This is a genomic window from Streptomyces sp. BE20 (genome assembly GCF_036322525.1).
In the GTDB taxonomy this organism is placed as follows: domain Bacteria; phylum Actinomycetota; class Actinomycetes; order Streptomycetales; family Streptomycetaceae; genus Kitasatospora.
In genome coordinates, this window is the sequence record NZ_JAQYWW010001203.1 from 205,840 (window position 1) to 227,049 (window position 21,210).

Below are 21,210 nucleotides of genomic sequence, written 5' to 3' on the forward strand. Positions count from 1 at the left end.
CCACGCCCGGGCCGCCGAACGGTCGCCACCCGACCGGCGCAGTCCACCGCGCCGACCAGCTGCCCGATTTGGGACTTTGGTCCCGATAACACGCGCTGTCGCCCTGGGAAGGACCGTCCTGTCACGCCGTCAGCGGTGACCAGTCCGACCAGGAGAAAGAGGCGGAGCATGACCCTCACCGACCGACCGATCCCGTTGCTGGAGTTCGACGAGATCGAGCCCGACGCGGACTGCATATGCGGGGGCTGCAGCGCCCGCCGCCGCGCCCGACTGCACGCCGCACCGGTGCACGAGGGCGGCCACGCCGCAGCCCGCAGCGTCCGCCGCCGGGCCGCCGTGCTGATGGCCGCCGTCGGGACGGCCCTCGGCGGCGGCGCGGCCGGCGCCGCCGCGGCACCCGCCCCGACGCCCACCCCCGGCGGCTCCGCCACCGCCCAGCCGAAGACCCCGCAGGGCGAGGTCAGCGGCCTCTACGGCGACTCCCCGTCCACCCGCGGGCTCTCCGCCCCGCGCGCCGCCCAGCCGGTCACCCGGGCGCAGATCATCGAACGGGCGCAGCGCTGGGTCGACCAGAAGGTCCCGTACAGCATGAGCCGGTACTGGTCGGACGGCTACCGCCAGGACTGCTCCGGCTTCGTCTCGATGGCCTGGGGCCTGGGCAGCAGCCAGACCACCTGGACGCTGCCGAACGTCGCCGAGCGGATCGCCAAGGCGGACCTCCAGCCGGGCGACGTCCTGATCTACAACAACCCCGCCCATCCGCAGGCCGGCTCGCACGTGACCGTCTTCGGCGGCTGGACCGACTCCACCCGCACCCGCTACCTGGCGTACGAGCAGACCTCGCCGGGCACCACCAAGCGGTCCACGCCGTACGCCTACTGGAACAACTCCGGCTCGTACGTCCCGTACCGCTACAAGGCGCTCTCCCCCGGCGGCGACGGCGGCGGAACGAGCGGCGGAACGAACGGCGGCGGCAGCAGCGACGGCTCCTCCTCGACCGCCTTCCCGGGTGCCGACAAGTTCGGCCCCGGCGCGGACAACGCGTACGTCACCAGGCTCGGCCAGATGCTGGTGCAGCGCGGCGGCGCCCGGTTCTACGGCACGGGCCCCGGGCCGCGCTGGAGCGAGTCGGACCGGCGGGCCACCGAGGCCTTCCAGCTCGCCCAGGGCTGGCGCGGCGCCGAGGCCGACGGCATCCCCGGCAAGGACACCTGGGACTACCTGGTCAACGCCAAGGGCCGGAACATCGACAGCGGCGCCCCGCTCCCGCCGCCGCCGGTCGGCCCCGGCACCGGCGCCGGAGCGCCGCCCTTCCCCGGTCGGTCCGCTTTCGGGCCGGGCGCCGCCAACGACAACGTCCGGCGGCTCGGCGAGCAACTGGTCCGCAAGGGGTTCGGCCGCCACTACACGCAGGGTCCGGGCCCGCGCTGGACGGAGTCCGACCGGCGAAACGTCCAGGCCTTCCAGGAGTCCCTGGGCTGGCGCGGCGCCGAGGCCGACGGCTACCCCGGCCCGGACACCTGGAAGCGGCTCTTCTCCTAGGGACCGCCCGACCGGGGACCGCCCCGGGAGCCGTCCGACCGGGGCCGACCGGCCCCCGGGGGGCCCGGCTCACACCGCGCGTCCGTCCGGCAGGGGAACACCGGGCGGGCGCCCCGACATCCAGTGGAAGAGCCCCATCGCCACGCTGGTCGCCAGGTTGAAGCTGGAGACCCCGGGCCGCATCGGCACCGCGACCAGCCGGTCGGCCCGCGCCTTCAGCCCCGCCGAGACACCGTGCCGCTCGGTGCCGAAGGCGAGCACCGCGTCGTCCGGGAAGGCCGTCTCCCGGATGTCCGCACCTTCCGGGTCCAGCACGTACAGCGGGCCCGCGGGCAGGTCCGGGAGCGTCAGCCGCTCGACGGCGGTGGCGAAGTGCAGGCCCGCGCTGCCCCGGAGCACGCCCGGGTGCCAGGGGTCGAGGTCCCCGGTGGTCACCACCCCGGCCGCGCCGAAGCCGGCCGCCAGCCGGATCACCGCGCCGACGTTGCCCAGGTTGCGCGGGTCCTCCAGCAGCACGACCGGTGCCGTCCGCGGCCGGCGGTCCAGCGCGGCGCGGTTCGCCTCGACGGTCGGCCGGGCGGCCAGCGCGATCACGCCGGTCGGGTGGAGCCGGGGCGCGAGCCCCCGCAGCGTCTTCTCCGGCAGCTCGGCGGCCAGCCCGTCCAGCGCGGGGGAGACGTCCGGGGCCAGCTCGGCGGCGAGGGCCAGCAGCGCGGCCCGGTCGGCGGTCAGCACCTGCCGGACGGCGCCGCCGAACCGCAGTGCGTGCTTCAACGGGTGGAACCCGTCCAGCAGCACCGTTCCCGGTTCCTCGGCGCCGGCCCGCCAGGCGCGCAGCAGTTCTTCGTCGTTCACGCCGCTCACTCTGCCGGACCGGGCTCGCCCGGTCGTCCCGCGGCGGCGATCACCTGGTCGAAGGTGAGCGGCCCACCGGCCTCCCCACCGGACTCCTCCGCAGACTCCTCGACGGCCGCGCCCGGCCGCAGCCCGGCCAGCGCCAGGTCCAGGTGCCGGTGGACCAGCGCGCCCCCGGCGTCGAGCACGGCCAGGCCGCCCGGCAGCGGCCGGGAGACCCGGACGCAGAGCAGCACCAGGTCACCCATCCCGACATCCGTGCGCAGCTGCCCCGCCTCCTGGGCCGCGCGCAGCAGCTCCTCGACCGCCGCGACCGCGCCGGTCCGGGCGGCGACCAGCTCCTCGTCCACCACCAGGCGTTCCAGCAGCACCACGATCGCCGCCCCCATCCGCAGGTCGGCGGCGGCGTGCACGAAGCGGCGCAGCGCGCGGTACGGGTCGGCCTCGGCCTCGCGGGCCCGGTCGGCCGCCTCGGCGAGCCGGGTGAGCAGATCGGCGACCAGGGCCCTGACCAGCGCCTCCCGGTCGGGGAAGCGCCGGTAGAGCGTCCCCGGGCCGACGCCGGCCCGGCGGACGACCGCGTCCAGCGGAGCGTCCGGGCCCCGTTCCAGGAAGACCTCGCAGGCGGCCTCCAGGATCCTGCGCCGACTGCGTTCCGCGTCCGCTCTCATCACCAGCCCCTTAACCGGAGAGATTCTCTCCCCCTATGCTACCGTCCTGACAGACGGAGAAAATCTCTCCGCTTAAGCGGGGCACCCTTCCGAGGAGCGACGCCATGACGACCACCTCATCGCCGGCCATCCACACCGACATCGACGGCACCGGGCACGACCGCGCGGCCGTCCTCGCCTGGGAGCTGGACCGCGCCCGGGCCGCTCTGCGGCTGCTCAAGCAGCGCCTCGGCGACGACCGCACCCGCGAACTGCTCGCCCCCGACACCGCCGCGGCCGACGCCGCGATGGCCGGCTGGCTGCACGCCTCCGGCGGGCGGTGGCGCGCGGCCGTCACCGAACTGACCGCCACCGGCATCGACGCCGCGACCTTCCTCGCCTGGTGGCAGGGCCGGCTGCACGCCCCCGACCGGGCCGCCCTGCTGGCCGCCAACCCCGAGCACTACCTCGCCGACTCGGCCGACGGGACGGTCGAGATCATCGAGACGGTCGGCGACGGACCGCTCCGCTTCCTCCTCCGCTTCCGCCCCACCCCGGCGACCCCGGCGTACCCGGTCCGGATCGGCGGCACCGGCCACCTGGCGGACGGCTCCGAGGTGCTGCGGGTGATGCACGAGTTCGCCGACTCCCCGCAGGGCCTGCGGATCCGGCTCACCGTCGAGTTCCCGGCCGCGGCCCCGACCGGGCTGTCGACCGGCCACCAGTGGCACTTCGCCTGCGAGTTCGCCAACTGGCTGGAGGCCGCCGCGGCGGCCTGACCGGCGGGTCCGCCCCCCGGACCTCCTCGGACCAGGGCCGGGCCCGCCTAACGACCCGACGGCTCCGGTTCGCGCTGCGCGGTCGCGGTCGCCGTCCCGCCGCCGCGCAGCGCCCGCTCCAGGTCCTTCAGCGCCTGGAGCAGCAACCTGGTCCCGGTCCGCAGCACGTCCCGCTGCACCTCGCCGGGCGACCCGGCGAGCCGCTGCTCCAGCCGCTCCTGTGCCTCCCGGACGGCGTCGAACTCCACCGGCTGCCCGGTCAGCAGCGCGCCCGCCGCCAGCGCCGTGGCCAGCTGCAGCTCCTCCGCGAACTCCGCCGCCCCCGGCACCGGATCGGCGTCGGCCGCGGGCAGGTGCGCCTCCAGCAGCACCGCGACCCGCCCGAGGTGGCCGACCGCCGCCCGGGCCCGGTCCAGCTGGCGACGGCTCACCCCGGGCAGTCCGGAGGCGTGCCGCCCCGGCTCGGCGTCGGCCCGCTGCATCGCCTGGAGCAACTCGGAGCGCGCCTCCCGGGAGTCCAGCAGTGCCGCGCGGACGGCCCGTCCGCGCGGCGCCGCCGGACGCTCGTAGACCGCGATCACCTCGGCCGCGTACCGTCCGGCGGCGGCCAGCCACTCGGCCAGCCGCTCACCGAGCCGGGCGGTCTGCCAGGTCGGGAAGAGCGCGTAGACCAGCAGGGCGACCGACCCGCCGAGCAGGGTCAGCCCGACCCGCTCGACGGCGGTCGTCAGCGGATTCCCGGCCTGCAGCCCGAGCAGGAACACCACGTACGAGGAGATGCAGGCCGTGATGACCGCGTAGCCGGTGCGCAGGGTGAGGTAGGCGCCGCCGATGCTGAGCACCGCGAGGACGGCCAGCACCCACTCGCCGGGGCGTGCCAGCTGCACCACCAGCGTGGAGACGGCCACCCCGACCATGGTCCCGGCCAGCCGGGCGACCCCCCGGCTGTAGGTCTGCGCGAAGTCCGGCCGCATCACCATCGCGGCCGTCATCGGCGCCCAGTAGCCGTGTTCGAAGCCGACCAGCCGGGCCAGCAGGTAGGCGACGGTCACCACCCCGGCCAGCCGGACGGCGTGCTGGAAGACCGCCGAGCGCGGCTGGAACTGCCGCCGCACCGCGCGCAGCGCCGTGGGCAGCATCCGGACCAGCGGCGGCTTGCGCAGCGCCCCGCCGGCCTGCACCACGGGGGTGTCGATGGTGTCCTCGGCGCCCCGGTCCAGCGTGTCGGAGGCCTTGCGGAGCAGCCCGGCCAGTCGGCGGGCGGAGCGACGGGCGGCGCCGCGCAGTTCCGGGCCCTCCGTCCGGGCGGCGAGGGTGAGCGCGGGCGCCGAACGCGGGAGCTGGAGCGGGTCCCCGGTGCGGATCGCCCGGGCCAGCGCGTCCATCGCCTCGGCGGCGGCGGCCAGCACCTCGCGGGCCCGGTCGCGCTCCGGCCCCTCCTCGGGGGCGCCGACCTTGGGGTCGGCGATCGCCGCCAGGGTCGGCCGGACCCGTTCGGCGATCCCGCGCAGGCCGCGCAGTTCGGGCGGCCGGTTCCGGTCCTGCCAGGGGGTGAGCGCGGCGGCGTGCCGGGCGGTCATGAACGGTTCCGGGTCGACGTGCGCGGTCGGGTCCTGGCGCAGCCGGCGCGCGTAGTCGGCGAGTTCGGCGTAGGTGTCGGCGAGCGCCTCCCGCTGGACGGTCCAGCTGCCGATCGGCCAGACGGTGATGACCAGCGCCTGGGCGACGCCGCCCAGCGCGCAGACCAGCCCGTGTCCGAGCGCGGTGAGCGGGCTGACCGGCAGCTGGACCACGATCAGCATCACCGAGACGGTGTTGGCGGCGACCACCCCGGCGGTCGGCCCGATCGCCCAGGCCAGTCCGGCGCCGAAGGCCCAGACCGCCAGCAGCACCGGGAACGCCCCGGGCACCCCGGCCGCCAGGTAGCCGAGGAAGGTGCTGACGCCGAGTCCGATCCCGGCGGCGACGGCGAGCGTGGCCCGGGGCCGGAAGCTGCGCTGGAAGGTGGCGGTCCCGGCGATGAACGCGCCCATCGCGGCCGAGGTGGCCAGCTCCGGCCCGCCCAGGGCCAGGGTGGGGAAGAGCACCGCCGCCACCGCGACCGCACCACGCAGCGCCCGCTTGGGGTCGGTGAGCGCCCGGTCGACGGTCAGTCCGGTCCGCGCGGTGTCTCGAAGGGCGGCGAACCAGGACATAACGGTCAGCTTAGGGGAGTGGCGCCCTTCTCCCCGCCAGGGACCCGGCCCACGCGGCGGACCGTCCGGCCCACCCGCCGACCGGCCCACCGCAACGCCGCCGTCGGCAGGAAGACCGCGTCCGCCGCGATCATCGCCAGCGAGAACACCGGGAGCCCGAGCAGCACCGCGATCCCCACGTGCTCGGCCATCATCACCACCAGCAGCGTGTTCTTGACCCGCCGGCTGACCAGCGTGAACGGGAACGCGACCTGGAGCAGGACCGTCCCGTAGGTGATCAGGAAGACCGGCAGCAGCGCCGACCCGACCAGCCCGGACAGCCCCGGCCACGGCGTGAAGTAGTCCAGGTGGAGCGGGTAGTAGAGCGCGGTGCCGTCCTGCCAGCGCGAGCCCTGCACCTTGTACCAGCCCGCGGTGGCGTAGATCAGCACCACCTCGACGGCGATCACCAGCATCGCGCAGTTGTGCACCATGGTCGCCAGCGCGTCCAGCACCGCCCGCGTCTCGCCGTCCGGCGCCAGCCGCCCGGCCAGCCACCAGAGCCCGGCCACCGCCCAGAGCGCCCAGAACACCGGCCCCCATCCGACGTACGGGAACGTCGCGGTCGTCCAGGCCAGGCTCTCCCCGGAGAAGCCGCCCAGCCCGCAGACCAGCAGGACGACGCCGAGCACCGCCCAGAGCGCCACCCCGGTCCGCCCGGACCCCGCCCGCCGGGCGTCCAGCGACCAGACCTCCGCGCAGCGGGTGAAGACCAGGTAGACCGCCATCAGGTGGACGACGTTGTCGCCCCCGTCGCCGAGGAAGACGTTGCGGTTCTGCAGCGAGAGCACGGTGACCAGGAACAGCACCGTGCTCGCCCTGGTCCGCCAGCCCAGCAGCACCGCCAGCGCGGCCAGCACCGCCAGGTGGTAGACCAGCTCGAACCAGAGCCGCCCGCCGAACCAGGGCAGCACCGTCAGCGCCCCGTTGTCGGCCAGCAGCCGCTCCGCCAGCTCCGGTGACCAGGGCGAGGTGTCGCCGTACAGCAGCCGCCGGTTGGGCCACTCGCGGAGCAGGTACACCATCCAGACCAGCCCGAAGCCGATCCGCACCGTCGCCGCCTGGTACGGCCCGAACACCCGTCCGGTGAACACCGCGAACGCCCGGGCCGCGAGCCGGACCGGCCCCGGCCGGCGCGCCGCGGGTTCGGCCTCCGGCGGCGAACCGGGCTGGCGGGGGATCCCGTCGAGCAGCCGCTCCCCGGCCTCGGCCGGAGTGACCTCGTTCACCCGAGCCCCCGGACGTCCTCGTCGCCCACCGGCCACCAGGGCAGCTCCCGGACCTTCGGCGCGGGCGGCGGCGCCTCGTCGCTCCACTCCGGCGGCGGGACGGTCGTCGTGGTCACCCGCAGTTCGACCTCCAGCACCGGCCGCCCGTCGACGCTCCGGCCGATCCGCTGCAGCACGATCCGCTTCAGGTACTCCTCGGCCAGCCGGCCGCGCGGATTGACGAGCGACTCGTCCTGGGCGTTGTGCGAGCCGTCGTAGAAGTCCCAGGCGCGACGGAGCATGTTCTGGTCGGCGTGGCTGGGCGCCGGGTTGCCCCGGATCGCCGCGAGGTCCCGGGCGGTCAGCCCGACCCAGTCGTGGGTCCGGACGCCGCCGTCCTCCGCTGCCGTCCGCGCCCGGGCGTCCACGGTGACGTTCTGCTGCAACGGGTTGGGGGCGAACAGCTTCCAGTTCTGTTCGAACTCCGGGTAGACCAGGCCGTCGACCTGGTCCCGGTACCGCTGGGACAGCGAGTTGGCCGGTGCCACGTGCAGGAAGACCGCGCCGAGGAAGAGCCCGGTGGCGGCGGTCAGCACCACGGCGGCCGTCCCGAGCACGGCCCGCGCGGGCGCCGACCAGGCCCGGTGGACGGGCGGCGGGTCCGTGCTCTCGGCGCTCTCGGCCATGAACTCCCCCGGGGAAGGGTGGGGCCGGCACCGCGCCGGCCCGGTCGCGCGCCCATCCTGCCCTACTCCCCCGAACGGCGGGCCCGTCCGGACCACCGGAATCCGCGGGGGACCCCCGGGTCGCCCGCTACAGGACGAAGGCCTGCTGCCCGCCGCTGCTCACCATCGGACGGCCCGCGCCGTCCCAGGCGTACATGCCGCCGTCGACGTTGACCGCGTCCCGGCCGTTCTGCACCAGGTACTGGACGACCTGCGCGGAGCGCCCGCCGACCCTGCAGAGCACGTACAGCTTCCCGTCCGGAAGCTCACCGATCCGCGCCACGACCTCGCCGATCGGGATGTGCAGCGCACCGTCCACGTGCCCGGCGTCCCACTCGTCCTGCTCACGGACATCCAGCAGGGCGGCGTCGGCGGGGACGGCGGCGGCGTCGATGGTGGGGATCTGCGCGAACATCGTCTGGTTCTCCTGGGCGTCGGGATCGGCTCCGCCATTGTCCCCCACCGTCGCCGGGGCACCGAGCAGCCGCTCCAGCTCGGCCTGCTGGGCGGCGGCCTTGGCCAGCAGCTGCTCGGCCAGCTCCTCCAGCAGCCGGTCCGGATCCTGCGGGGCGAGCGCCAGCAGCTCTCCCATCGCGGTCCGCTCCAGCCGCACCTGCTCGGCGGCGAGCCCGCCGATCCGGCCGGTGAGCCACTCCAGGCGGAGGCGCAGCCAGCCGAGCCGGTCGGGGGAGTCGACGGCCGGAGCCGCCTCGGGGGCGGTGGACCACTCGGCGGCCAGCGCCTCCAGCGCACCGGTGTCACCGAACGCGTACGCCTCGTTGACCCGGATCAGGAAGGCGGCCCGGAGCTCCTGCTCGGCCGGGTCGGTGGTGAGGTCCGGGTGGGCCCGGCGGACCAGCTCCCGGTAGACCCGCTGGGCGTCCCGACCGGGCCGGACCCGGGCCGGTGCGGCCGGCGGCGGCGGGGCGTCCTCCTGTTCCCGCACGGTGTCGAACAGCGCGTCCAGGTCGGGGAGTTCGTCCACCCTCCGGCGTGCCTCGGCGGCCTGCCTGAGGTCCTCCGGAAGACCGGTGCGGGCGGCCAGGGCCTCGGCGACCAGCGCGTCCAGCTCGTCCAGCCGGGCGTACAGCGGGCCGAGCAGCTGGTGATGGATCAGCGCGAAGTTGTCGATCTCGACCCGCAGGGTCTGCACGTCGACGTCCATGGTCAGCCAGGCGAGTTCGGCGGCGGCGACCCGCTCCTCCAGCTCCTGCTGCTCCGGATCCGTCCAGCGGACGGGGCTCTGCGCGGTCACTTCTCGCCTCTGTCTCGTCCTGGGTGGTTCCGTCCCGTCCTGCGACCCTACCCCCCGCGTGCGGTGCACCGGCGGGGTGGACGGGGAGTGCGGACCGGCGCACGCCACGTGACACGCAACTGATACCGAGGAATCTCCCCGTTTCGCTATCGAGTCCCGGCCCGTCCGTGCTTCGCTGGTATCCGCACAGCATGCCTTCCTCCGGAGAATCGGCCGTCTCCAGGCGTGGCGGCCAGGCGGGAGCAGACCCAATCCATGGTGGACGAGCCCAACTCCACATCGCGTCCGGCGGGTACCGAAACGGGGCCCGGAACCACACCGGGTGACCAGCCGTCAGGGGTGGTCGCCCTGGTGCGGCTCGCCCTCGTGCTGGTCGACCGGAGCGGCCGGATCACCCAGTGGAGCCGGGCGGCCGAGGAACTGTTCGGACACCGCGCGGAGGTCGTCCACGACCGCCCCGCCACCGGCCTGCTGCCCGCCGCCGAACCGCGCAGCGTCCCCGCTCCGGCCGGGGCCGGGATCCCGCCGGCCCGCCGCCGGGACGCCTTCGACACCCTCGCCGAGCTGACCGCCACCGGGACCGCCTGGGCCGGGCAGCTGCCCGTGGTCGACCGCGAGGGGCGGCTGCGCGACGTGCTCTGGTGGGCCTACCCCGTGGACGGACCCGTCGGCGGACTGCTGGCGCTGGCCGCCGACGCCCGCCCGCTGCGCTCGGCCGGCCCCCGGCTGGCGCTCGGCGAGCGGCTGCTGCCGTTCGCCGCCGCCCCCGCCGCCCGCGGCGGCTTCCACCGGATCTCCGCCGCGCTGACCGCCCCCGGCCGGCCGGTCCCCGCACCCTTCGCCGCGCTGCTGCCCGGTTCGGCCGAGCGCCGCGGGCCGCTGCTGGTCGCGCTGTCCCGGGGCGGCCTGCCGGCCCTGCGGCCCGACCCGACCGGCGTGCTGCCGGTCCGGCCCGCCGACCCGGCGGCCGGCACCGCCCACGCCGCCGCCGGGATCGGTCGGCGCTATCCGACCGCGCAACAACGGGCCACCCGGCTCGGCCCGCCGCCGCAGCCCGAGCAGCCCGCACCCGGCCGCCGCCCGGCCGGCCCGCTGCCCGGCCAGCGCGAGGCCGCCCCGACCACCGCCGGCGCCACCGCCACCTCCCAGACCGGAGCGCCCCAGGCCGGCACCGCCGCGCCCGCCGCACCGGCCACCGTCCCGGCCCCGCCGAGAGGAACCACCGCCATCGAGCAGACCGCTGTCGGGTCGTCCGCCGTCGAGTCGTCCGCCCCCGGGCGCCGGCTCCCCCCGGGCGAGCCCACCGCACCACCCACCGCACCCGTCCCGGTCCCCGGAGCCGTACCCGTGACCACCCCCGTGGCCCCGACCGGCCGGTTCGGCGCGTTCCTCACCAACGGCCAGGCGGGCGAGCAGCTGGCCCTGCTCAACGAAGTCGGCGGCAAGGTCGGTACCACCCTCGACCTCGGCTTCACCGCCCACGAGCTCTGCCAGGTCCTCGTCCCCCGGGTCGCCGACTTCGCCTGCGTCGACCTGGTCGACGGCCTGATCTCCGACTCCGAACTGCCGGCCGCCCGCCCCGACGACGACACGATGCTCCGCCGGGTCGCCCTGGCCTGCAACGAGTCCGTCGGCGAGTGGGACCACGTGCTCGCCGAGGGCGCGCTGGTGGCCATGCCCCGCCGCACGCCGCCCGGCATGGCCCTCCAGCTCAACCAGCCGGTCCTGGTCCCGGTGGTCACCCGGGACGTCGCGGTCGACTACGCCGCCGCGCTCGGCGGCCCCCGGCTCGCCTCCGTGGTCTCGGGCCGCTCCATGCTGGTGGTGCCGCTCTCCGCCCGGGGCACCGTGCTCGGCATCCTCAAACTGCTCCGGCTGCCCGACCGCGACCCCTTCGACGAGGGCGACGCCGCCACCCTCAAGGAGCTGGCCGCCCGGGCCGCGCTCTCGCTGGACAACGCCCGGCTGCACCGGGCCGAGTCGCGGGTCGCCACCACCCTGCAGCGGTCGATGATCCCGACCCGCCCGCCGCAGATCCCCGGCGTCCAGATCGCCCACCGCTACCTGCCCGGCGACTCCCGCGCGGAGGTCGGCGGCGACTGGTTCGACGCGATCCAGCTGCCCGGCAGCCGGGTCGCCCTGGTGGTCGGCGACGTGATGGGCCACGGCCTGCACTCGGCCGCCGCGATGGGCCGCTTCCGCACCGCGATGCAGACCCTGGCCGCCCTCGACCTGCCGCCCGGGCAGCTCCTGCGCCACCTGGACAACCTGGCCCACAAGCTCGGCGACGACCATCTCGCCACCTGCCTGTACGCGGTCTACGACCCCATCAACCGGACCTGCGAGCTGGCCAGCGCCGGCCACGTCCCGCCGGTCCTGGTCCACCCGGACGGCACCGGCGAGCTGCTGGAGATCCCGGCCGGCGCCCCGATCGGCGTCGGCGGCGTGCCGTTCGTCGCCAAGACCATCGACGTCTCGGACGGGTCGATGCTGGTGCTGTGCACCGACGGCCTGGTCGAGGTCCGGGGCGGCGACATAGGGGCCGGGCTGGCCGCGCTCTGCGGCAACCTGATCGACCCCCGGCAGAGCCCCGAGCAGGCGTGCGACGTGGTGCTGGACCGGCTCCACTCGGACGACCGGAAGGACGACGTCGCCCTGTTGGTCGCCCGGTTCGACGGGGTGGCCCCGAGCGAGGTCGCCACCTGGGACCTCACCGTCGACCAGCGCGAGGTCCGCCGGGCCCGCGCCCTGGTCCGCGAGCAGCTGGCCGGCTGGCACCTGGGGGCGCTCAGCGACACCACCGAACTCCTGGTTAGCGAGCTGGTGACCAACGCCGTCCGGGTGGCCCGGGACCGCGTCCAGCTCCAGCTGATCCGGGTGGACAAGCTGCTGGTCGAGGTCAGCGACGACAACCACAACCTGCCCTCGCTGGAGCCCGCCGAACAGCTCGGCGAGACCGGCCGCGGACTGACCCTGGTCACCAAGCTCGCCGAACGCTGGGGCACCGCCCGCAAGGCGGTCGGCAAGGTCGTCTGGTTCGAGCTGCCCCTGCCCCCGCCGCCGCACTAGGGTCGCCCGGACCGCTCGGCGCAGTGCCCCCCGGTCGCGGGCACCGTGCCCGTCCGTCCGCCGGCTCGTGCCCGTCCGGACCCGGTGCCCGGGTCCGGGCTACGGCACGGCCCGGACCGGCGCCCGGCGCCTGGCCTCGTTGGCGACCTCGATCGAGGCCGCCGCGGCCACCACGGCCGCCGCCCCGACCCCGGCCAGCACCCGCGGCCAGAAGTCCCCGAACACCTCCACCGAGACGGCGATCAGCAGCGCCGCTATCACCGCGACCACGTGCTCCAGACCGGCCAGGTTCGGCAGCACGACCGCCTCCCCGACCATCAGTGCCACCACCAGACCGGCGGTGAACCAGGCCCGGCTGCGGAAGGCGATGCAGATCGCCAGCGCCACCACGGCCGCCGACGGACCGGTGTCCCGCACGTGCGCGACCCACTTCGGGAAGCCGAAGACGTGCTCCGGTCCGATCGCCACCCCGACCCGGGCGAACAGCGTCCCGGCCAGGGTGCAGGTGTAGGCCACCACCAGGGTCAGCCGCCGGCCGAGCACGATCTCGGCGATGCCGAAGACGAGGAAGACCTGGGCCAGCGCCCCCCAGACCGGCAGGTCCAGGGCCGGCACGTACAGCGACAGCGGAGTGCGCAGCAGCGAGACCTCCAGCGGCAGCGCGGCCTTCACCACCCCGATCTGGGTGACGAACCGCTCCCCGCCCGGAAGGTGCTGGACGATGCTGAACAGCAGGATCAGGCAGGTCGCCGCGGTGGCCAGCGGGACGGCTGCGAACTTCTTCCGCACCACCCGTTCCCGGACGATCCCGAACAGCGTTCCCCACTCGGCGACAGCGGCCTCTCTGGCAATTGCCACCGGCCCCTTTCGCACGCCCCCCGCGTGGGCCCTCTGATTCACTACCGTCTCCATATCCCCGAAGCCGGGAACGTTTCCCCGGCTACCCCCACATTAGAAGCCGGTTAAGGAATCCACATCGGCATCAATGTGGACCGAGGTCATCCTCAGGGGGGAGGGCTCACCCCGAAATCCCCCCATCCGGACGTCCGGCTCCCTCCGCCCCCCGGCGGAGGGACTACCCCTTCCCGGCCTTCGCCGCCACCGGCACCCGGGGCTCCGCGACGGCAGTTCCCGTGTGTCGACGACGGAACAGGGCGGGCAGACTCGGCGCGGTGATGAAGCCCTCGGCCCGGGCGCTGGCGATGCCGATCCGCGGAATCTCGCTGCTCTTCTCGAACAGCAGATAACGCGGCTCCCAGATCGGCCGGTACTTGGCGTTCGCGCGGTACAGGGATTCGATCTGCCACCAGCGCGAGAAGAAGCCCAGAACGGAGCGCCAGAGCCGCAGCACCGGACCGGCGCCGAGCTTCGAACCGCGCTCGAAAACGGAACGGAACATCGCGAAGTTCAGCGAGACCCGGGCCAGATTCACCTCGCCCGCGCGCTGCAGGAGTTCGATCACCATGAACTCCATCAGGCCGTTCTCGGTGTCCCGGGCCCGCCGCATCAGGTCCAGCGAGAGCCCGTCCGCACCCCACGGCACGAAGCTCAGCAGCGCCTTCAGCTCACCGTCGCCGTCGTGGCACTCCAGCATCACGCAGCGGCCGTCGCCCGGGTCGCCCAGCCGGCCCAGCGCCATCGAGAAACCGCGCTCGGTCGCGCCGTCCCGCCACTGGTCGGCCTTGGCGACCAGCTCGGCCATCTCCGACTCGGGGATCTCCTCGTGCCGGCGGATCCGCACCGTGTACCCGGCCCGCTTGACCCGGTTGTAGGCCTGCCGCACCACCCGCATCGCCCGGCCGTCGAGCGAGAACTCGTCCAGCTCGACGATCGCCTCGTCGCCCAGCTCCAGCGCGTCGAGGCCGTGCCGGGCGTAGATCACGCCGGCCTCCTCGGAGGCGCCCATCACGGCGGGCGCCCAGGCGTGCTCACGGGCCTCGGACAGCCAGGCGTCGATCGCCCCCGGCCAGGCCTCGGGGTCGCCGATCGGGTCGCCGGAGGCCAGCGAGACACCACCGATCACCCGGTAGGTGACCGCCGCCTTGCCGCTCGGCGAGAACACCACGGCCTTGTCCCGGCGGAGCGCGAAGTAGCCCAGCGAGTCCCGGTCGCCCTGCCGGTCCAGCAGCCCGCGCAGGCGCTCCTCGTCCTCGGCGGTCAGCAGCTCCTTGTTGCGGGGGCTGCGGAAGGCGACGTAGAGCACCAGCAGGAAGAGCAGCGCGCCCATCGCGTTGATGACCGCGTTCACCCAGGTCGGGGCGTCGATCACGGAACGCAGGTGCTCGGACGGCGTGACGGTGACCATCCGGCCGACCGAGTAGCGGAACATGTCCCAGAAGCCGGCGCCGTCGAGGTCGTTGGTCAGGGCGACCAGCGCGGCCCCGACCACCCCGCCGAAGCCCAGGCCGGCCACGAAGGTGGCCGCCGCCGTCTTCGGGTTGGAGCGGTCCCCCTTGGAGGTGAACTCCTTCCGGCCGATCACCAGGGCCAGCACGAACAGACAGGTCAGCACGGTGGAGACGTAGTTCAGCGGGTGCTCGTTGAAGCCCTCGCCGGGCAGCGACATGGCAGCCAGGTAGAGCAGTGCGAACACGCCGGCGAGCGCGATGTTGAAGATCCACGCGGCCCGCTTGCGCCGCCGCATCGCGATCGCGAGGAAGGCCGACAGCACCGCACTGCTCAGGCCCGCCGTCATCAGGTACGGGGTGAAGTACTCACCCTCGTTGTGCGTCTCGACCTGGTCCCGGAACGGCACCAGCAGCACGGTGACCAGGTTCAGCAGGGCGAGCAGCCGCAGGTACCAGACGGTCGCCGCGGCGGCCCGAGGGCGCCAGCGCTCCAGGAGGCCGGGCCGGGACCCGGCGGAGGACGTGGACGGCTCCGGCTTCAGAGTGGACGACACAGCTCAATTCCAAACGATCAGATGGTGGGGCGCATCCGCACACGGCCCGAGGTCGGGCACTCCGTACAGGCCCGACGACCCGACCGACCGCTCGCCTCGGCCGGCAGACCGATGGAGCGGCAGCCAACTCCATGGTTCCCCACCCCGGGAGAGAATCGCGTGAACCAGGTAGGCGATTCACACCCCCGCCGAACGGCGGGGGTTCACGACCGGCCGAACCGCGGTCCCGGCCGCTCAGGCCCTACCCTCGAATCCAGTCATGCGGACCGGCCCGGCCCCGTCCGCCGAACCGAGGAGGGACCCATCACCACCACCCGCGTGCTGATCGTGGACGACGAGATCCTGGTGAGGTCCGGACTCGGGCTGATCGTCGGGTCCGCCGCCGACCTGGAGGTGGTCGGCGACTGCTCCGGCGGACAGGCCGAGGAGTACGTCCGCCGGCTGCGCCCGCACGTGGTGCTGCTCGACATCCGGATGCCCGACATGGACGGCATCTCGGTGCTCCGCCGGGTGCGCGCGCTGCCCGACCCGCCGGCCGTGGCGATGCTCACCACCTTCGACACCGACGAGTACATCGGCACCGCGCTGCGGGCCGGCGCGTCCGGCTTCCTGCTCAAGGACACCGCCCCGGAGCAGCTGGTGCACGCCGTCCGGGTGCTCGCGGCCGGTGGCAACATCCTCTCCCCGACCGTGACCCGGACGGTGATCGGCGGCTACGTCGACGGCGGCGGCCCGGACGCCGAGGCGGCGACCCTGGCCCGCACCCTGACCGGCCGCGAGCTGGACGTGCTGGCGCTCCTCGGCGAGGGCCTGTCCAACGCCGAGATCGCCGACCGGCTCTTCCTCGGTACCGGCACCGTGAAGGACCACATCAGCGCGATCCTCGGCAAGCTCAGCGCCGCCAACCGGGTCCAGGCCGCCGTCATCGCCCACCGGGCCGGGCTGGTGCGGCCCAGGCCGAGCGACGGGGCATGAGCGACCTCTCCCCCGGCAGACGGCTCCCGGCGGGGTTCACCGTCCCCTGGCTGATGCTCCTGCTGCCGGCGCTCTACTCCCTGGTCGACGCCGCCCTGGTGGCCCGGGGCGCCCCGCTCTGGCAGACCCTGCTCTCCGTGCTGGCCGCCGTCGCGCTGCTCTGGCGGCGGCGCTTCCCGGTCACCGTCCTGCTGCTGGTCATGCCCGGCAGCTACCTCGACGACATCTGGCTCGCCCCGATCACGGCCGTCTACACGGTGGCGGCCGAGCGCCCCAGCCCCCGGGTGGTGGTGCCCTGCGCCACCCTGTTCGCCCTGGTCGAGTTCTTCCACTGGCCGGTCTACGAGCAGACCTTCGCCCTCAGCCGGGACACCGCGCTGTACGCGATCCAGTCCGTGATGCTGGCGGCCGGTCCGGCCGCCACCGGCCTGCTCTCCCGGACCAGGCGCGAGCTCGCGGCCCGGCTGGACGAGCTGACCCGGGGCCAGGCGCGGGAGAGCCGGCTGCTCGCCGAGCGGGTGCTGAGCGACGAGCGCGGCCGGCTGGCCCGGGAGATGCACGACGTCGTCTCGCACCAGGTCAGCCTGATCAGCATCCAGGCCGGCGCGCTCCAGGTCTCGACCCCCGACCCGGCCGCGGTGACCACGGCCCGCACCATCCGGGAGCTCTCCGTCCGGACCCTGGAGGAACTGCGCCAGATGGTCGGGGTGCTGCGGGCCGGCGGCCCGCGGATGGACACCCCGCTGGCTCCGCAGCCCCGCCTGGCCGACCTCCCCCGGCTGATCGAGGAGAGCGGGCTGTCCGCCGACGCCGAGCTGACCCCCGGCGACCGCCCCTGGCCCGAGGCGGTCGAGCGGGCCGCCTACCGCACCGTCCAGGAGGCGCTCACCAACATCACCAAGTACGCCCCGGAGGCCGCGGTGCACGTACGGGTCAAGGCCCGGGGTCGCAGGCTGCGGGTGGAGGTCCGCAACGAGGCCCCGCCGGTCCCGCCCGTCCAGACGCTGCCGGGCGGCGGCCACGGCCTGGTCGGCCTGCGCGAGCGCGCCCAGCTGCTCGGCGGCTCGCTCGCCGCCGGACCCACCACGGACGGCGGTTTCGAGGTCCGGGCCGAGCTCCCGGCCAGCCGGAACTGACCCCCGGGACGCGCCTCGGGACGCGCCTCGGAACGGGCCGCCTCCGGCTCCCTCCGCAGGCGGGGGCGCTCGGGAGAACGAGAAAACCCCGCAGGTCCGAAGACCTGCGGGGTTTCACTGTGCGCGAGGGGGGAGTTGAACCCCCACGCCCTTTCGGGCACTGGAACCTGAATCCAGCGCGTCTGCCTATTCCGCCACCCGCGCATGGGTGTCTGTCGTGGTTGCCAGCCGATCAGCCGAGCTGCTCGGTACCATGTGGCCCTTGCGTCTCTTCGATCCGGCCCCCTTGCGGGTGCCCCTTCCGACGTGGAAAACAGTAGCACGACCAGCGGGTCACCTCCGAATCCGTTCCCCGCAGAGGCCGGGCGCATCCGAACAGATGCCCGGCGAACAGGCGGACGAGGGATGGCGGGCCCGTCGAACGGGTAGCCCTGGCATGCTGCCGCCCGAATGCGTCACCCTGTGTGTCCGAGCCCACCCCCGGGCACCACGTGGTCCGGGAACCGTACGGATGGCCCCGGCGTGGATACGATCAGTACGGAAGTACCGCAAGTAGGCGCGACCGGCTCCCCGGAATCCGGTCGGCAGGCAGGCGAACGAACCCTGGAAGGGGGTGCCCCATGGGAGTGCTGAAGAAGTTCGAGCAGCGACTCGAGGGTCTCGTCAACGGCACCTTCGCCAAGGTGTTCAAGTCCGAGGTCCAGCCCGTGGAGATCGCCGGAGCGCTGCAGCGCGAGTGCGACAACAACGCGAGCATCTGGAACCGCGAGCGCACCGTCGTGCCCAACGACTTCATCGTCGAGCTGAGCCCGCACGACTTCGAGCGGCTGAGCCCCTACTCCGGGCAGCTGGGCACCGAGCTGTCCGGCATGGTCCGCGAGTACGCCGAGGCCCAGCGGTACAGCTTCATGGGTCCGCTCCAGGTGAACCTGGAGAAGGCCGACGACCTCGACACCGGCCTGTACCGGGTGCGCAGCCGCACCCTGGCGGCCGAGGAGTCCCCGCCGCCGCAACAGCAGCAGCAGGCGCCCGCGCAGCCCACCCAGCCCGGCTACGGGCGGCCGCCGGCCGCCCCGGCTCCCGGCGCACCGTGGCAGCAGCAGGGCACCGCCCCGTACAGCCCGCCCCCGCCGCCCGCCGCTCCCCCCGCCGCGCCCCCCGGTGCCCCCGGCGGCGGCAACGTGCGCCCGTTCCCGGGCGCCGGCCACGGCACGTCGGTGCGCCGCTGGATCGAGGTGAACGGCGCCCGGCACCAGATCACCGGGAACGCGTGCGTGCTCGGCCGCTCGACCGAGGCCGACGTGCGCATCGACGACCCCGGAGTCTCCCGCAAGCACGCCGAGATCCGGCCCGGTACCCCCTCGATGGTGCTCGACCTGGGTTCCACCAACGGCATCGTGGTGGACGGACAGCACACCCAGCGCGCTACGCTCCGCGACGGCTCTCGAATCGTCGTGGGCTCCACCACCATCGTCTACCGACAGGTCGAAGGGTAGTGTCCGATTTGTTCGCGCGCTTCGCTCACTCACGGGCGGGCCGGCCATGTCAGAACTGACCCTCACGGTCATGCGGCTCGGCTTCCTCGCCGTCCTGTGGCTGTTCGTCATCGTGGCGGTCCAGGTGATCCGCAGCGACCTGTTCGGGACGAGGGTGAACCCCCGTGCGTCCCGCCGGGGCGCCGCCGCGGCCGCCGCCGGCACCGCGACCCCGGCGCCGGGACGCGGGGCGCAGGCCCAGCCCTCCGCCGGTCCGCAGACCCAGGGCGGCGGGCGGCGACGCGGCGCACCCACCCAGCTCGTCGTGGTCCAGGGCTCGCTGGCCGGAACCACCGTCGCGCTCCAGGGCCAGACCATCACCCTGGGCCGGGCCCATGACTCCACCATCGTGCTGGACGACGACTACGCGTCCTCCCGGCATGCCAGGATCTATCCCGACCAGACTGGGCAGTGGACGGTCGAGGATCTAGGCTCCACCAACGGCACCTATCTGGACCGTCAGCGCCTGACCGCGCCGACCCCGCTCCAGCCGGGCATGCCGATCCGTATCGGCAGGACCGTCATCGAACTGCGGAAGTAGTAGCGCATGAGGGACAGCATCCCGTCCATGACCCAGAGGGGGGCACAGGTCGCATGACCCTGGTGCTGCGCTTCGCCGCCGGCTCCCACAAGGGACTGATCCGGGAGGGGAACGAGGACTCCGGCTATGCCGGCCCGCGGCTGCTGGCCGTGGCCGACGGCATGGGCGGTGCGGCGGCCGGTGAGGTCGCGTCCTCCGAAGTGCTCGGCTCGATCGTCCGGCTGGACGAGGACGTGCCGGGCGCCGATCTGCTGACCCTCCTCGGCGATGCGGTCCAGGGCGCCAACGACCGGCTTCGCCAGATGGTCGAGGAGGACCCGCAGCTCGAAGGCATGGGCTGTACCCTCACCGCGATGCTCTGGACCGGCCAGCGAATGGGCCTCGTCCACGTCGGCGACTCCCGCGCCTACCTGCTGCGCGACGGCGCACTGGTGCAGATCACCCAGGACCACACCTGGGTGCAGCGGCTGGTCGACGAGGGCCGGATCACCCCGGAGGAGGCCGAGACCCACCCGCAGCGCTCACTGCTGATGCGGGCGCTGGACGGCCGCGGCCAGGTCGAGCCCGACCTCTCGATCCGCGAGGTCCGGGCCGGCGACCGCTACCTGATCTGCTCCGACGGCCTCTCCGGCCCGGTCAGCCACCAGACCCTCCAGGACACCCTCGGCAGCTACTACTCGCCCGAGCAGACCGTGCAGGAGCTGATCCAGCTCGCCCTGCGCGGCGGCGGTCCGGACAACATCACCTGCATCGTCGCGGACGTCCTCGACGTCGGCGCCACGGACACCCTGAGCGGCCAGTTCAGCGACGTCCCCGTGGTGGTCGGCGCGGTCGCCGAGACCCCGCCGTCCTCGGCCGCCGCCGACCGGTCGATCCGCGACACCCCGGCAGGCCGTGCCGCCGGGCTCGGCCGCGGCCCGCAGGGCGCGTTCGGCCCGGCCGCGGGCTACGACCCCGGCTACCCGGGCGACGGCCAGGGCGGCTTCGGCCCGGCCGAGGGCTACCCCGAGGGGTACCCGGAGGGCTACGCCGGCGAACCTGCGGCGTACGGCGCCGAGGACTTCGACGAGGAGCCCCGCCCGAAGCGGAAGAACCGGGCGCTGGCGTTCTCGCTGGTCGGCCTGGTCACGCTGGGCCTGCTCGGCGCGGGCGGCTTCTTCGGTTACCAGTGGACCCAGAGCCAGTACTACGTCGGCGCCGACGGCGACCACGTCGCGGTCTACCAGGGCGTCCACCAGAGCCTGGCCGGACTGAACCTCTCCTCGGTGCACACCCCGTACAAGGACATCGAGCTCAAGTTCCTGCCGCAGGACCAGCGCACCCACGTCGCCAACACCATCTCGGCGAGCAGCCTCGGCGACGCCGGCGACAAGGTGAAGAAGCTGGGCGAGCAGGCCGCGCTCTGCCGCAAGGTCGCCGACGCCCGGACCGCCGCGGCCAACACCGTCCCCGGGACGGTACCCGCGCTCCCCGGGACCGCCCCGACCGTCCCCGCCTCGGCGGCCGGCGGACCCGCAGGGACGACGCTGCAGGCCGGGTTCGTGACCGCCACCGCGCCGCCCAGCCCGTCCACCACCCGGGCCCCGGCGGCAGGCGTGCCCTCGCCCACCCCGACCCAGAGCTCTCCGGCCCCCGCCACGCCGTCCGCGGCCGCGCCCAGCCAGAGCGCCGCCGCACCGGCCGCACCGCAGAACGACCTGCCCGGCCTGAGCGACGAGGAGCGGCAGCGGGCCGACTCCTGCCCGAAGCCGTGACGGCCGCGACCCGACATAGGCCCGCCCCGCGCGGGCCCGCCGGCCGGCAG

At 74.5% G+C, this 21,210-nt stretch carries 16 protein-coding genes and 1 tRNA gene; 8 read left to right on the forward strand and 9 right to left on the reverse strand.

Annotated elements, in window-relative coordinates; translation table 11 throughout:
• The first annotated feature begins 168 nt into the window (after positions 1-168).
• Positions 169-1,542 (forward strand): peptidoglycan-binding protein, encoded by a 1,374-nt coding sequence (locus tag PUR61_RS39560; RefSeq protein WP_329884771.1) that lies wholly within the window; start codon positions 169-171, stop codon positions 1,540-1,542.
• Between the two features lie 69 nt (positions 1,543-1,611).
• On the opposite strand, the gene PUR61_RS39565 is transcribed toward PUR61_RS39560, so the two are convergent.
• The gene (locus PUR61_RS39565) at positions 1,612-2,397 is read right to left on the reverse strand and encodes a TrmH family RNA methyltransferase (protein WP_329884772.1); all 786 of its coding nucleotides are present in this window, start codon (positions 2,395-2,397) and stop codon (positions 1,612-1,614) included.
• A gap of 5 nt (positions 2,398-2,402) precedes the next feature.
• Positions 2,403-3,068, reverse strand: a complete 666-nt coding sequence (locus PUR61_RS39570) for a helix-turn-helix domain-containing protein (protein WP_329884773.1) — start codon at positions 3,066-3,068, stop codon at positions 2,403-2,405.
• A 104-nt stretch (positions 3,069-3,172) separates the two neighbouring features.
• Between PUR61_RS39570 and PUR61_RS39575 the strand changes: the two genes are divergently transcribed.
• Positions 3,173-3,826 carry a hypothetical protein gene (locus PUR61_RS39575; protein WP_329884774.1) on the forward strand — a complete coding sequence of 218 codons (654 nt, stop codon included), beginning with the start codon at positions 3,173-3,175 and terminating at the stop codon, positions 3,824-3,826.
• Positions 3,827-3,873: 47 nt separating this feature from the next.
• Here PUR61_RS39575 and PUR61_RS39580 read toward each other — a convergent pair whose 3' ends face one another.
• From PUR61_RS39580 to PUR61_RS39595, 4 genes are all read right to left on the reverse strand, one after another.
• On the reverse strand, positions 3,874-6,021 hold the full coding sequence (locus PUR61_RS39580; protein WP_329884775.1) for an FUSC family protein: 2,148 nt from the start codon (positions 6,019-6,021) through the stop codon (positions 3,874-3,876).
• Positions 6,022-6,026: 5 nt separating this feature from the next.
• Complete coding sequence (locus PUR61_RS39585) at positions 6,027-7,289, reverse strand: HTTM domain-containing protein (RefSeq protein WP_329884776.1); 1,263 nt, start codon at positions 7,287-7,289, stop codon at positions 6,027-6,029.
• The gene (locus PUR61_RS39590) at positions 7,286-7,954 is read right to left on the reverse strand and encodes a DUF5819 family protein (RefSeq protein ID WP_329884777.1); all 669 of its coding nucleotides are present in this window, start codon (positions 7,952-7,954) and stop codon (positions 7,286-7,288) included. Before PUR61_RS39590 ends, PUR61_RS39585 begins: the two co-directional genes overlap by 4 nt.
• 127 nt (positions 7,955-8,081) lie before the next feature.
• Complete coding sequence (locus PUR61_RS39595; protein ID WP_329884778.1) at positions 8,082-9,248, reverse strand: rhodanese-like domain-containing protein; 1,167 nt, start codon at positions 9,246-9,248, stop codon at positions 8,082-8,084.
• 339 nt (positions 9,249-9,587) lie between these two features.
• Here PUR61_RS39595 and PUR61_RS39600 point away from each other — a divergent pair, with 339 nt between their 5' ends.
• Positions 9,588-12,317 carry an ATP-binding SpoIIE family protein phosphatase gene (locus PUR61_RS39600; RefSeq protein WP_329884779.1) on the forward strand — a complete coding sequence of 910 codons (2,730 nt, stop codon included), beginning with the start codon at positions 9,588-9,590 and terminating at the stop codon, positions 12,315-12,317.
• 99 nt (positions 12,318-12,416) lie between these two features.
• On the opposite strand, the gene PUR61_RS39605 is transcribed toward PUR61_RS39600, so the two are convergent.
• On the reverse strand, positions 12,417-13,175 hold the full coding sequence (locus PUR61_RS39605) for a hypothetical protein (RefSeq protein WP_329884780.1): 759 nt from the start codon (positions 13,173-13,175) through the stop codon (positions 12,417-12,419).
• 217 nt (positions 13,176-13,392) lie between these two features.
• A complete protein-coding gene (locus PUR61_RS39610; protein ID WP_329884997.1) occupies positions 13,393-15,159 on the reverse strand; it encodes a phosphatidylglycerol lysyltransferase domain-containing protein in 1,767 nt (588 codons plus the stop codon).
• A gap of 381 nt (positions 15,160-15,540) precedes the next feature.
• Between PUR61_RS39610 and PUR61_RS39615 the strand changes: the two genes are divergently transcribed.
• Both PUR61_RS39615 and PUR61_RS39620 read left to right on the forward strand, forming a co-directional pair.
• Entirely contained in the window at positions 15,541-16,194 is a 654-nt protein-coding gene (locus PUR61_RS39615; RefSeq protein ID WP_329884998.1) for a response regulator transcription factor, read from the forward strand.
• On the forward strand, positions 16,191-17,330 hold the full coding sequence (locus PUR61_RS39620) for a sensor histidine kinase (protein WP_329884781.1): 1,140 nt from the start codon (positions 16,191-16,193) through the stop codon (positions 17,328-17,330). The genes PUR61_RS39615 and PUR61_RS39620 overlap by 4 nt, the downstream gene beginning before the upstream one ends.
• 120 nt (positions 17,331-17,450) lie before the next feature.
• Here the strand turns inward: PUR61_RS39620 and PUR61_RS39625 are convergent.
• Positions 17,451-17,534, reverse strand: a tRNA-Leu gene (locus tag PUR61_RS39625).
• Between the two features lie 416 nt (positions 17,535-17,950).
• Here PUR61_RS39625 and PUR61_RS39630 point away from each other — a divergent pair.
• Genes PUR61_RS39630 through PUR61_RS39640 form a run of 3 tightly spaced genes read left to right on the forward strand, consistent with a single transcriptional unit; the run spans position 17,951 to position 21,160 of the window.
• Positions 17,951-18,826 (forward strand): DUF3662 and FHA domain-containing protein, encoded by an 876-nt coding sequence (locus PUR61_RS39630; protein WP_329884782.1) that lies wholly within the window; start codon positions 17,951-17,953, stop codon positions 18,824-18,826.
• A gap of 46 nt (positions 18,827-18,872) precedes the next feature.
• Positions 18,873-19,406, forward strand: coding sequence for an FHA domain-containing protein FhaB/FipA (locus tag PUR61_RS39635; RefSeq protein ID WP_329884783.1), 534 nt, complete (start codon positions 18,873-18,875; stop codon positions 19,404-19,406).
• A gap of 53 nt (positions 19,407-19,459) precedes the next feature.
• Complete coding sequence (locus PUR61_RS39640; protein ID WP_329884784.1) at positions 19,460-21,160, forward strand: PP2C family protein-serine/threonine phosphatase; 1,701 nt, start codon at positions 19,460-19,462, stop codon at positions 21,158-21,160.
• Positions 21,161-21,210: the final 50 nt, after the last annotated feature.